This is a genomic window from Thiobacillus sp., assembly GCF_018780105.1.
Taxonomy (GTDB): domain Bacteria; phylum Pseudomonadota; class Gammaproteobacteria; order Burkholderiales; family Thiobacillaceae; genus Thiobacillus.
Genome location: NZ_JADMKC010000028.1, coordinates 1 through 11,290, shown reverse-complemented (window position 1 = coordinate 11,290; position 11,290 = coordinate 1). Strand labels below are relative to the sequence as shown.

Annotated in this window: 13 protein-coding genes and 1 pseudogene; 7 read left to right on the top strand and 7 right to left on the bottom strand. The window is 63.7% G+C overall.

Going from position 1 to position 11,290, the window contains the following annotated elements; translation table 11 throughout:
* Position 1 precedes the first annotated feature (1 nt).
* Positions 2 to 820 carry a 2,3,4,5-tetrahydropyridine-2,6-dicarboxylate N-succinyltransferase gene (gene dapD, locus IV098_RS13065; protein WP_296889769.1) on the top strand — a complete coding sequence of 273 codons (819 nt, stop codon included), beginning with the start codon at positions 2 to 4 and terminating at the stop codon, positions 818 to 820.
* Between the two features lie 11 nt (positions 821 to 831).
* On the top strand, positions 832 to 1,185 hold the full coding sequence (locus IV098_RS13060) for a hypothetical protein (protein WP_296889765.1): 354 nt from the start codon (positions 832 to 834) through the stop codon (positions 1,183 to 1,185).
* A gap of 48 nt (positions 1,186 to 1,233) precedes the next feature.
* On the opposite strand, the gene IV098_RS13055 is transcribed toward IV098_RS13060, so the two are convergent.
* Genes IV098_RS13055 through IV098_RS13040 form a run of 4 tightly spaced genes read right to left on the bottom strand, consistent with a single transcriptional unit; the run spans position 1,234 to position 5,225 of the window.
* Positions 1,234 to 3,441, bottom strand: coding sequence for an EAL domain-containing protein (locus IV098_RS13055; protein ID WP_296889762.1), 2,208 nt, complete (start codon positions 3,439 to 3,441; stop codon positions 1,234 to 1,236).
* 13 nt (positions 3,442 to 3,454) lie between these two features.
* Positions 3,455 to 3,718 carry a hypothetical protein gene (locus IV098_RS13050; protein WP_296889761.1) on the bottom strand — a complete coding sequence of 88 codons (264 nt, stop codon included), beginning with the start codon at positions 3,716 to 3,718 and terminating at the stop codon, positions 3,455 to 3,457.
* Positions 3,719 to 3,738: 20 nt separating this feature from the next.
* Positions 3,739 to 4,836, bottom strand: coding sequence for an FIST N-terminal domain-containing protein (locus IV098_RS13045; protein WP_296889758.1), 1,098 nt, complete (start codon positions 4,834 to 4,836; stop codon positions 3,739 to 3,741).
* Positions 4,836 to 5,225: a hypothetical protein gene (locus IV098_RS13040; protein ID WP_296889756.1), complete on the bottom strand. Its 390-nt coding sequence runs from the start codon at positions 5,223 to 5,225 to the stop codon at positions 4,836 to 4,838. Before IV098_RS13040 ends, IV098_RS13045 begins: the two co-directional genes overlap by 1 nt.
* A gap of 195 nt (positions 5,226 to 5,420) precedes the next feature.
* Here IV098_RS13040 and pip point away from each other — a divergent pair, with 195 nt between their 5' ends.
* The 3 genes from pip to IV098_RS13025 are packed head-to-tail and all read left to right on the top strand — an operon-like array spanning position 5,421 to position 8,097.
* Entirely contained in the window at positions 5,421 to 6,383 is a 963-nt protein-coding gene (gene pip, locus IV098_RS13035; protein WP_296889753.1) for a prolyl aminopeptidase, read from the top strand.
* Positions 6,383 to 7,246, top strand: a complete 864-nt coding sequence (locus IV098_RS13030) for a tetratricopeptide repeat protein (protein ID WP_296889750.1) — start codon at positions 6,383 to 6,385, stop codon at positions 7,244 to 7,246. Before pip ends, IV098_RS13030 begins: the two co-directional genes overlap by 1 nt.
* Positions 7,243 to 8,097 carry a DUF3025 domain-containing protein gene (locus IV098_RS13025; protein WP_296889747.1) on the top strand — a complete coding sequence of 285 codons (855 nt, stop codon included), beginning with the start codon at positions 7,243 to 7,245 and terminating at the stop codon, positions 8,095 to 8,097. The genes IV098_RS13030 and IV098_RS13025 overlap by 4 nt, the downstream gene beginning before the upstream one ends.
* On the opposite strand, the gene IV098_RS13020 is transcribed toward IV098_RS13025, so the two are convergent.
* Genes IV098_RS13020 through IV098_RS13010 form a run of 3 tightly spaced genes read right to left on the bottom strand, consistent with a single transcriptional unit; the run spans position 8,009 to position 9,658 of the window.
* Positions 8,009 to 8,377, bottom strand: coding sequence for an STAS/SEC14 domain-containing protein (locus IV098_RS13020; RefSeq protein ID WP_296889745.1), 369 nt, complete (start codon positions 8,375 to 8,377; stop codon positions 8,009 to 8,011). The genes IV098_RS13025 and IV098_RS13020 overlap by 89 nt on opposite strands.
* Before the next feature lie 28 nt (positions 8,378 to 8,405).
* Complete coding sequence (locus IV098_RS13015; RefSeq protein WP_296889742.1) at positions 8,406 to 9,266, bottom strand: DMT family transporter; 861 nt, start codon at positions 9,264 to 9,266, stop codon at positions 8,406 to 8,408.
* Positions 9,263 to 9,658 (bottom strand): HIRAN domain-containing protein, encoded by a 396-nt coding sequence (locus IV098_RS13010; protein ID WP_296889740.1) that lies wholly within the window; start codon positions 9,656 to 9,658, stop codon positions 9,263 to 9,265. Before IV098_RS13010 ends, IV098_RS13015 begins: the two co-directional genes overlap by 4 nt.
* A gap of 145 nt (positions 9,659 to 9,803) precedes the next feature.
* Here IV098_RS13010 and IV098_RS13005 point away from each other — a divergent pair, with 145 nt between their 5' ends.
* Both IV098_RS13005 and IV098_RS13000 read left to right on the top strand, forming a co-directional pair.
* On the top strand, positions 9,804 to 10,811 hold the full coding sequence (locus IV098_RS13005) for an extracellular solute-binding protein (protein WP_296889738.1): 1,008 nt from the start codon (positions 9,804 to 9,806) through the stop codon (positions 10,809 to 10,811).
* Positions 10,812 to 10,899: 88 nt separating this feature from the next.
* Positions 10,900 to 11,290, top strand: a pseudogene (locus IV098_RS13000) (iron ABC transporter permease); the annotation flags it as partial.

Sequence of the window (11,290 nt, the reverse complement as noted above, 5' to 3'; positions counted from 1 at the left end):
CATCGAAGAAGCCTTCGAGCGCCGCGCCGACATCACCCCGCGCAACGTCGAACCCCAGGTCAAGGACGCCGTCATGGCCGTGATCGATCTGCTCGACATGGGCGAACTGCGCGTCGCCGAGCGCTGCTCTGATCAAGGCGGCGACGGCCAGAACTGGATCACCCACCAGTGGCTGAAGAAGGCCGTGCTGCTGTCGTTCCGCCTGGAAGACAACCAGTTCATCAAGGGCGGCTACACCAACTACTACGACAAGGTGCCAAGCAAGTTCGCCGACTTCAATTCCAAGGATTTCCGCGAAGGCGGCTTCCGCGTGGTGCCGCCGGCGGCCGTGCGCAAGGGCTCCTACATCGCCAAGAACGTGGTGCTGATGCCGAGCTACGTCAACATCGGCGCCTACGTCGGCGAAGGCACCATGGTCGACACCTGGGCCACCGTCGGCTCGTGTGCGCAGATCGGCAAGAACGTGCACCTGTCTGGCGGCGTCGGCATCGGCGGCGTGCTCGAACCGGTGCAGGCCAACCCCACCATCATCGGCGACAACTGCTTCATCGGTGCGCGTTCCGAAGTGGTCGAAGGCGTGATCGTGGAAGACAACAGCGTGATCTCGATGGGCGTCTACATCGGCCAGTCGACCAAGATTTACGACCGCGAAACCGGCGAAGTGACCTACGGCCGCATCCCCGCCGGCTCGGTCGTGGTGTCCGGCAACCTGCCGTCCAAGGATGGCAGTTACAGCCTTTACTGCGCGGTGATCGTGAAGAAGGTCGATGCCAAGACGCTGTCCAAGGTCGGTATCAACGAACTGCTGCGCGGTATTTGAGGATCTGGAAAATGGACACCCTGCCCGACGACGCCACACCCAATGAAAAACTCGCCAGTCTTAAAACCCTGACGACGGTGATTTACGCGCTGTATGCGCTGTCGCTGTTTATCGGCGTCACCGCCATCGTCGCCATCGTGCTGAACTACATCAAGCGCGAGGAGGCTCAGGGCACCTGGCTGGAAAGCCATTTCACCTGGCAGATCCGGACCTTCTGGTGGAGTGCGCTGTGGTGTGTGCTGGGTGCGCTCACCTGGATCATCCTGATCGGTTGGGTGATCCTGGGCGTGGCCTTCGTCTGGTTCATCTACCGCATCGCCAAAGGCTGGCTCAACCTCAACGACGGCAAGCCGATGCCGCTGTAACGCCACTCTGTAATCGGCTGATGCGCCTCTCCGGCGTACCGACCCGGCTCAGAATTCGAACTGCCGCTCGAAAAACGCTTCGACCTGGTCGGGTGGCAGGGGCTTCGCCACCACAAATCCCTGAACCTCGTCGCAGCCCTGCTTCTTCAGGAACGCGAGCTGTTCGGCGGATTCCACGCCTTCGGCGACCACCCGCATGTTCAAGGCATGCGCCAGCCGGATGACGGCATTGACGATTTCCGCGCCATCGCTGTTGACCAGCACATCGTCGATGAAGCTCTTGTCGATTTTCAGCGCATCGATCGGCATCCGCTTCAGCTGCGCCAGATTGGAATGCCCGGTGCCGAAATCATCGATGTAGACATGCAGGCCGCGCTGGCGCAGCGCGTCCAGCATCTCAAACGTCCGCTGCGGGTTTTCCATCGCCGCGCTCTCGGTCACTTCCAGCTGCAGCTGGGCAGCCTCCATCCCGGTTTCGGCCAGAATGGCGTCGATGTCGTCGATCAGGCGCTCATCGTTGAACTGACGCGGCGAGAGGTTGATGGCGACCGGTGGCGGATTGAGGCCGGCATCGCGCCAGGCGATCCATTGTTCGCACGACGCCCGCGCCACCCAGCGCCCCAGGGGCATGATCAGGCCGGTTTCCTCGGCTACCGGAATGAAGCGGTCGGGGCCGATCATCCCGCCTGACCGGGGCAGCCAGCGCGCCAGCGCCTCCAGCCCCACCACCCGGCCGCTGCCAAGCGACACCTTGGGCTGATAGGCCAGCGCCAGTTCACCGTGATCGAGCGCATGGCGCAGGCCGTTTTCCAGACTCAATTGCTGCTGCGCGACCGTGTTCAGTTCATCGCTGAAATACTCGAACCCACTGCGGCGCTGCTTGGCCTGATACATGGCCAGATCGGCCTGGCGCAGCAGGGTATTGGCATCCAGGCCGTCGTCCGGGTACACGCTGATGCCGATACTGGCGCCCACGGCATACCGCCGGTGTTCCAGCTTGAACGGTTCGGACAAGGTCTTGAGCAGCTTGCGCACCACCCGGCTGGCCGCGCGCGCGGCCGGCGGGTGCACCAGGATGATGGCGAATTCATCCCCGCCCAGCCGGGCGACAAAATCATCAGCGCGCAGTTCTTCGTCCAGCCGCTTGCCGACGATGCACAGCACCTGATCGCCCACTTCGTGGCCCTGCGAGTCGTTGATGTGCTTGAAGCGGTCGAGGTCGATGAACAGCAGGGAAATCTGGCTCCTTTCCCGTTGCGCGCGCGCCAGCGCATGGCCCAGAAAATCCTGAAAATACGAACGGTTGGGTAGGCCCGTCAGCGGGTCGTGATTGGCCAGCATGTCGAGCCGCATTTCGGAATGGCGGCGCTCGGCCAGTGCGGCCGAGACAAACATGCCGGCCAGCGACATGGCGAGCATACTGACCTGCAGGGCGAACAGCTCGCGCAAGCTGGTGCTGCTGATTGCGCCGCCCGAGGAAACCACCGCCACCCCCAGCACGATCAGCGCCGAAAGGAAAATGGCCAGGCTTGCCCCGGTCACCGAAAAACGCAAGGCCGCCCACAGCACACCGGGCATCAACACGAACAGCACCACCTCGCTCGGCCGCAGGGGCTGGATGTTGGCCAGCATCGCATACGTCAGCAACAGCATGCTCAGCACCAGCACCAGCCCTTCCAGACGGGCGGTCTTGCTGGTCGGCAGCAAATCCCAGCGCGAGGCTGTGAGCAGCACCGGAGCAATCAGGTAGACCCCCAGCACGTCGCCCAGCCACCAGACCCACAAGCCCTGCACCACCTGGTCGTCCGGCAGCAGACCGGCGGAATACAGGCTGGTCACCCCGAGCAGGGCGCTCACCCCGTAACCGAGCGGTGCCGCCACCAGGGCGAACTTGGCGACGCTGGGAACCGATTCCAGGGTGGGACTGAACGGATGAAGATGGCGCGGCAAATAACCCATGATCGCCGAGCTTGCGGCGGCTCCGAGGGCAAGACGCCAAGCCATATCGATGGATAAAACCTGGCTGATGACGGCAAATGAACCGAGCGCCACGCCCGTGATGCCGGCCAGCCCGAAACGCAGGCCCGCCATCGCACCCACGCCGGCAGCCAGCCAAACCGCTGCAATCACGCCCGCCACATAGGTGGCGACCTTGAGGCTGACCCATCCGGCCAGCGCGTAAACCAGCGCCGTCAGCGCGGCAGTCAGCGCAAAACGTCTGACTTCGGCAAAGCTGGGCAGATCCAGACGCGGCAAGATACGGAACAGGTCAGGTCGCCGGATCCATCTCGGCGCGTACCGATTCCAGTGCATCCTTGAGCGTTTCTTCGGACAGACTGTTGAGTTGTTCAGCCAGCATTTCCGCCGCGTCGATGGTGTCGGCTTCGTCCGGCAGACTGTCGGTATCGAGGTTGGCGACGAAGACGGCCGCCGCGCCGGTTACCTGCAGCAGCTGGCGGCGCTCGTTCATAAGCATTTCTATTTCGTCGCGCAGCAGGCCGACATCGTCTTCCTTGATTGCGTGCACAGTCATTATGTCTATCCCTTTACTGTTCAGCCAAACAGGGTCAGCACCCCGGTGTAGCCATATAAGCGATTGTGTGAAATCTCACCATTGGCAAAAAACCCAACCAGCGGAAACGCGCCCAGGGCATCGCGGATCAACCCCAGTTCCCGGTTCGGCGCGCCAAACATGTGCTCGCCGCGCCCGAGGCAGGAATAATACACGCCGCCCCGGATCGGCGCGTTGAGTTGCGCTCCGATCGCCGTCAGCATGCGCAACAGATCGTCTTCGGCCGTTTGCGGGTCGCGGCGGCAAAACAGCAGCTCGTCGCCCGGCTGCACGTACTCGCCGATCGCCACCAGGTGATTGTGCGGATCGACGCCGAGAATGTTGCGCACCAGGTAGTCGCCGGTGTCGGATCCGCGCACCGGCAAGCCGACGAAGATATAGCCGGCCGCCCGTTGCAGGTCGCGCGCCAGCACCTCGCCGATTTCTTCCTTCATCACCTCCAGCGCCGGGCGGTGATCCAGGCTGCCGACAATATTCTTGTTGGCGGTGGTGATGTGATGCCGCGGACCCAGCGGCGAAATGCCCTGGGTCAGCCGCGTCGCCAGCTTGACGCGTTCGCTGAACAGCACGCCGGACAGGCCACCACTGACCACGCCATCGCTGATCTGCGCCGTTTCGCCGCGCGAACTCGACAGCCCGCCGACGACAAACCCACTCGACACATGCGCGGACAGGCCATCGATCAGTTCCTGCATGCGATTGTTGGCCGGATCGCCGTGCACTAACGCGAAGTAGGCGTCGGCGGGCTGCGCCTCGATATCCTGCGGCGTGCGCAGCACCGGCAGCATGCTGAAATCCTCGCGTGCGAATTCACCCAGCATCACCGCCATCGCAGGCTCTTCAAGGTATTCCACGCCGGTGGCGCAGATTCCCACGCCCACGCTGCCGGTCCAGTGCGGCACGCCGGTGGCGCTTTTGAAAAAATCCAGAATTGCGCCGAGTTCGTCGGCGAACGCATCCGCCACGTACAGAAAACCCAGCGTCGCTGCAGCCGGAATAGCGCCCAGCTGGCCCATGCAGGCTTGCGCAGCCTGGGTCCAGTCGGCGCCTGCGGCATGGGCAGACTTGAAAGGCGCCATCAGTAGCCTGTTTTTTCGCTGTGCGGCAATTCACCTTCGCCGAAGAAGTTCCACAGCAGGTGCGCCACCACTTCGGGGGCAATCACGGTGTGCTGGTTATGGGTTTCCTGCAAGGCGACGCGCAGTTTCTTGCGCAGTTCGGGATCGCCGGTCAGGTCGAAAATGATGTCGACCTTGGCGCCCATCGACACGACTTCCAGCGCATCCTTGAATACCGGAACCCCGTTCTGGAGAAAGCCCAGCGCTACCGGCGATTCCAGATTGTGGTGGGCGGCGGCGACGATTTCCACCTTGACGTGGTTTTCCTGGATTTTTTCCAGGAAATGCTCTGCGAAGGTTTCTCCGACTTCCCCCAGTCCCAGCAGGGCGACTTTGACAACCTGACTCATGGCAGTACTCCTCATTGGTATGGTTTTTTGACGGGCAGTCTGCGCCGCCAGACTGCTTCAACGGCATATTCGACTACACACTTGAAGAGCATACGTACCCGGCCCCGGTCTGTCGATACGCGACTTCAGCCGGCATGTTTCCGCCACAACTGCGGCAGGCGATATGATTCGGCCTGTCGAATCCAGGCTCCGTTCATGTCCGCAATGCTCCCGCTCTACCCGCCCATCGCTCCCTACGCCAGCGGCATGATGGAAACCGACGGCCTCCACCGTATCTACTGGGAGACTTCCGGCAATCCGGACGGCATTCCGGTGCTGTTCGTGCATGGCGGCCCCGGCTCCGGCACCTCGCCCAGGCAACGGCAGTTTTTCGACCCGGCGCGCTACCGCATCATTCTTTTCGACCAGCGCGGCGGCGGTCGCTCGACGCCGCATGGCGAGCTGGCCGGCAACACCACCCCGCATCTGATCGCCGACATGGAAGCGCTGCGCGTGCAACTCGGGATCGAACGCTGGCTGGTGTTCGGCGGCTCGTGGGGATCGACCCTTGCGCTCGCCTACGCCGAAGCGCACCCGGATCGCTGCCTGGGGCTGGTGCTGCGCGGCATTTTTCTATGCCGAAAAACTGAAATCGACTGGTTTCTCGATGGCATCCGCGCCTTCTTTCCCGAAGCGCAGCGGCAACTGGAATCCTTTATCCCGCAAGCGGAACGCGGCGACCTGCTGACTGCGTATCACCGTCGCCTGATCGACCCCGACCCAGCCGTGCATCAGCCTGCCGCCTACCAATGGGCCACCTTCGAGGCGTCGTGTTCGACCCTGCTGCCGAGCCCCGAACTGGTCGCCGCATTCGGCAGCGACCAGACCGCGCTGTCGCTGTCGCGCATCGAAGCGCATTACTTCGTCAACAACATCTTTCTGCCCGACAACAGCCTGCTCGACAATATCGACCGCATCCGCACGATTCCCGCGGTCATCGTGCAGGGCCGCTACGATGCCGTCTGTCCCATCGTCACCGCCGACGCGCTGGCGCGCGCGTGGCCGCAGGCCCGTTATGTGGTGGTGCCGGATGCCGGCCATTCGGCGTTCGAGCCGGGAATCGCACGCGAACTCATCGCGGCCTGCGACCGCTTCGCCAGAACCGGAGCGTTCGACTGATGACGCTGTCTCCCCACGTCTTCGACGCCAGCGCCGACAATTTCAACCGGCTGGTGCTGGAAAACTCGCACAAGGGACCGGTGCTGGTGCACTTCTGGACCCCCAAGGCCGGCCCCTGCTTCATCCTGATGCCGCGCCTGGTCAAGCTCGCCGCCGAATACGGCGGCAAGTTCCTGCTGGTGATGCTCAACGCCGACGAACTGCCGGAACTGGCGCGACGCTTCAGCGTGAACTCGGTGCCAACGGTCAAGTTTTTCTGGCGCGGCGAAGTCGCCCACACCATACACGGCGCCGATCCCGACAGCAGCTTTCGCGAAGTGCTTGACCGCTTCATCGCCGGCGACGCTCACCGCGCCCACGTGCTCGGCGTCGCCGCCTGGCAGTCGGGCAAGATCGAACAGGCGCGCATGCTGCTGGCCAACGCGGCGATGGCCGAACCCGACAACCTCGCCATCCCGCGCGATCTGGCCAAGCTACTGTGGTCGCAAGGTGACAGCGAGCAGGCGCTGAAGCTGCTCGACAGCCTGCCGCCCGAAGCGCGGCAGGCGCCCGAACTCGCCCACCTGTACGCGCACCTGAATCTGGCCGAGACGGCGCGCCAGGCGCCCGCACTGGAGGCCATCGATGCGCAGCTGGCACAACATCCCGGCGACCTCGACGCGCATTACCAGCGCGCCGCCGTGCTGCTGGCAAACGACGACTTTGAAGCGGCGATGCACGCGCTGCTCATCATCACCCGCACCGACCGCAGCTACCGCCACGACATCGGCCGCACCAGCCTCCTGGCCCTGTTCGACCTGCTCGGCAGCGCGCATCCGCTGACGCGGCAATTCCGCCAGGCCTTGTCCGAATCGCTGCATTGAACTTCATCGCTGCATTGAGCTTCGATCACCCTGCTTTTGCGCCCTACCGGCAGTTGATCGATGCGCTCGATCTGGCTCGCACCGCGCCCTCGCTGGCCGAACTCAACGCGCTGGCCAGCGCGTCCGGCACCCTCCAGGCGCGCGGTCTGCCGCTGCGCTTTGTCACGGCCGCGGGGCATCTGTCTGCGCGCGATTACGAAACCCGCATCCTGCAAACCGGCGAGGTGCCGACCCGCGCCGACACTTGGCACGACATCATGAATGCGCTGGTATGGCTGCGTTTTCCGCGCTTCAAGGCAGCGCTGAACGCGGCACACGGCGCGGCCATCGAACTTGAGACGGATGTCCTGCGCGGCCGCCGGCGCGACGCGCTAACGGTACTGGACGAATCGGGCGTGTGGGTGGTCAGCCGTGACCCGGAGTTGCCTGCCTTGCTGGCTGGGCACGCCTGGCAGGCGCTGTTCTGGGAGCGGCGCCGGCAGGTCGAAATGCAGATGGATTTTGTGGTGGTCGGCCACGCGCTGCTGGAAAAGCTGCTGGCGCCTTACCCGTCAGTGACCGGCAAATGCCTGGTGCTGGGCCAGATTCCGGGAAGCGATGCGCCCGCCCAATCAATCGAAGCGCAGGCAGTCGCCGCGCTCGCCGCAATCGACTCCCCGCGCCAGCTTGCGCCGCTGCCGGTGCAGGGCGTGCCGGGGTGGGATGCCGCCAATGCGACGGCGGCGTATTACGCCAACCCGGCCGTGTTCCGGCCGCCGCGCCTCAACCCGCCGGCAGCGGCAGGTCGCCCCCAGCCAGCCACGCCTGCGCCATCTCCAGATCATCGAACAGGCGAATCTCCGCCGACATGAACGAGCGGTTGAGCCACATGCTCCACGCCATCCACTGATCATCGGTGAGGACGGCGATGCGGCCGAAATCGTTCTTGTGCTCGCGTGAAAACTTCAGCTCTTCCCACGCCACGTCGAGGCTGTACGACAGCATGTCGCGCAGGTCGAACAGCAGATCGACCTTGCCCTGAAACTGGATGCCGTAACACACCGCCTGTTCGAATTCGCGGTAGTCGTCGAGGGTGAACTGGCCCATGACGGAAACCGCAATCTGGTTGTTCTTGATATCGAGGCTGATCATGTTTTGCTCCTGAGGTGAACTCATCCCACTATAGCGAATCGGCAGGTGCAGCGCTTCGAACCGCCCAGATTCCGGCCAGCGTCACCACCGCCATGCCCGTCCACGCCGACAGCGGCAAAGCCTCGCCGAACAGGATCAGGCCGTACAGCGCCGAGAACCCCACCGTGGAATACGCCAGCGCGCCCACGATCAGGGTGCGGCCGCGATGGTAGGCGCGCGTCAGCGCCAGCTGCGCCAGCGTGGCGGTCACCCCGATACCGATCAGCCACGGCCAGTCCGCCGCGTGCGGGCGATGGAACCCGGCCAGCAGCATCCACGCCCCGCCGCCCAGCGTCGCCAGCAGGGTGAAATAAAACACCACCCGCCATTCGGGTTCGCCGAGCCGGCCCAGCTGCTTGACGTTGACATACGCCACCGCCGCGAGCATGCCCGACACCAGCCCGGCCAGCGCGGGCAACCAGGCCTGATCCTGCACCTGCGGCCGCAGCACCAGCACGATGCCGACAAAGCCGAGGCCTACCGCGCCGAGCAGGCCGCGCCCCTGTTTTTCGTGCAGCCACCAGGCCGACAGCACGGCCAGAAACAGCGGCGCGGTGTAATTGAGTGTCACCGCGGTGGCCAGCGGCAGGCGCGCAATGGCATAGAAAAACAGCACCAGCGCCACAAAGCCCGACAGACCACGCCAGAAATGCGCACGGCGATACGGCGTGGCCAGCGGTTTCAACAAACTGCCGTGCTGCACGGCGATCACGCCGCCGATGGCCAGCAGGCCGAAAACCGAACGGTAGAACACCAGCTCCCCGCTCGAAAAATGGGTCGAGGCGTGTTTCACCAGCACCCCCATCAGCGCGAACAGCGCAGCTGCGACAAGCATCCAGCTGGATTTCATTCGGCTTGTCCGGGCGATTGCAACGGAATCAGGATTTCGAAGCGGATCCGCGACCACGGATCGCGCCCTTCGGCCAGCCGGCTGATGCGGGCCGCCAGCGCCTGCCCGCGGTCGAGAAAACGCGCGGCATCGGCATTGTCGCGGCGCGGCACGTATCCGATCTTGTGGCCCTGCCACTCGATCCGCACTGCGTTCGCGTCAAAGGCATTGTCCGGCTCGCGGATCAGCGCGAGCGCGTCGCCCACCCGCATCTGCGGCCACAGCGCTTTGCCGGCGTGGTACTGGAAACCCGCCAGCGGCGAATCCTGCAGCAGGATGTGGGCGGCGACCTGGGCATGGAGCGACGGCGCCCACACGCCCAGCGCCAGCAAAAAAAGGAACAGACGAAGCATGCCGTTCATTCTACTGAGTCGAGGGGGGAAAGCCGCCGCAACGAACTGCGATTCGCACGCCCCCCATTCAATCCGATTAATTATTGATAACTGTTATCATTTGCAGTACGATTAAATCATTCGTTCACCACAGGATGCTTCAAGCATGAAACTGACCCGCCTTTTGGCCGCCATGGTGCTGGCCGTGACCACCCTCCCCGCCCTGGCAGAAGAAGTCGTGGTGTATTCCGCGCGCAACGAACAGCTGATCAAACCGCTGTTCGACGCCTACACCAAGGACACCGGCGTGGCCGTGAAATTCATCACCGACAAGGAAGGTCCTCTGATGGCGCGCCTCAAGGCCGAAGGCAAGAACACCCCGGCCGACATGCTGCTGACGGTGGATGCGGGCAACCTGTGGCAGGCGTCGGAAGAAGGCCTGCTGCGCCCGACCCAGTCGAAGACCCTGCAAACCAACGTACCGGCTCACCTGCGCGATCCCGACAGCGAGTGGTTCGGCCTGTCGGTCCGTGCCCGCACCATCGTCTACAACACAGCCAAGGTCAAACCGGCCGACCTGTCGACCTACGAAGACCTGGCCAACCCGAAATGGAAAGGCCGCCTCTGCCTGCGCACCTCGAAAAAGGTCTACAACCAGAGCCTGGTGGCGATGATGATCACCGAATACGGCGAAGGTAAAACCGAGGACATCGTGCACGGCTGGATCGCCAACCTCGCCACCTCGCCCTTCCCCGACGACACCAAGGCGATGGAAGCCGTGGCCGCCGGCCAGTGCGACGTCACTCTGGTCAACACCTATTACTTCGGCCGCCTGATGGAGAAACAGCCGAACCTGCCGCTAGCGATCTTCTGGCCCAACCAGAACCTGAAGAACAAGGCAGCCGGCGTGCACGTCAACGTCTCCGGCGCCGGCGTCACCAAGTACGCCAAGAACCCGGCCGGCGCGCAAAAGCTGATCGAATGGCTGTCGTCCGACAAGGCGCAGAACCTGTTTGCCGACGTCAATCTGGAATACCCGGTCAACCCGAAAGTCGCGCCGGACAAGACCGTGGCGGCGTGGGGCAGCTTCAAGCAGAACCTGATCAACGTGAAAGACGCTGGCAGCCTGCAGGCCAAGGCCGTAAAATTAATGGATCGCGCCGGTTACAAGTAAGCCATCCATCTTGTCTGATCACACTGCTGTTCTGACAAAAACGCCCGCAACGGGCGTTTTTGTTTGGCCGCGCCCCGGCGGCTGGAGGCTGTTCGCCCTCGCGGTGGCCGCGCTGGTGCTGGTGCCGGTCGTCGTCACCTTCTCGTCGTTCGCCCAGGTCGAGGGCGACATCCTCGCCCACCTGACCGAATTCGTCCTGCCGGAACTGATCGGCAATACGCTGTGGCTGGTGGCAGGTGTGGGAATCGGCGTCAGCGTGCTGGGGGTGTCGCTGGCCTGGTTGACGGCGATGTGCGAGTTTCCCGGCCGCCGCCTGTTCGACTGGGCGCTCTTGCTGCCGCTGGCGCTGCCGGCTTACGTCACTGCCTTCGTCGCCATTGGCCTGCTGGATTTCACCGGCCCGCTGCAGACCTGGCTACGCGATGGCTGGGGCATCACCGGCCTGCCGGAAATCCGCTCGCGCGGCGGCGTCATTCTGG

Bases quoted from the DNA above. Each gene is read 5' to 3' on its own strand.
- IV098_RS13010 (WP_296889740.1), bottom strand. From the start codon at position 9,658: ATGCTTCGTCTGTTCCTTTTTTTGCTGGCGCTGGGCGTGTGGGCGCCG.
- IV098_RS13015 (WP_296889742.1), bottom strand. From the start codon at position 9,266: ATGAAATCCAGCTGGATGCTTGTCGCAGCTGCGCTGTTCGCGCTGATG.
- IV098_RS13030 (WP_296889750.1), top strand. From the start codon at position 6,383: ATGACGCTGTCTCCCCACGTCTTCGACGCCAGCGCCGACAATTTCAAC.
- IV098_RS13020 (WP_296889745.1), bottom strand. From the start codon at position 8,377: ATGATCAGCCTCGATATCAAGAACAACCAGATTGCGGTTTCCGTCATG.
- pip (WP_296889753.1), top strand. From the start codon at position 5,421: ATGTCCGCAATGCTCCCGCTCTACCCGCCCATCGCTCCCTACGCCAGC.
- IV098_RS13050 (WP_296889761.1), bottom strand. From the start codon at position 3,718: ATGACTGTGCACGCAATCAAGGAAGACGATGTCGGCCTGCTGCGCGAC.
- IV098_RS13005 (WP_296889738.1), top strand. From the start codon at position 9,804: ATGAAACTGACCCGCCTTTTGGCCGCCATGGTGCTGGCCGTGACCACC.
- IV098_RS13060 (WP_296889765.1), top strand. From the start codon at position 832: ATGGACACCCTGCCCGACGACGCCACACCCAATGAAAAACTCGCCAGT.
- IV098_RS13045 (WP_296889758.1), bottom strand. From the start codon at position 4,836: ATGGCGCCTTTCAAGTCTGCCCATGCCGCAGGCGCCGACTGGACCCAG.
- IV098_RS13040 (WP_296889756.1), bottom strand. From the start codon at position 5,225: ATGAGTCAGGTTGTCAAAGTCGCCCTGCTGGGACTGGGGGAAGTCGGA.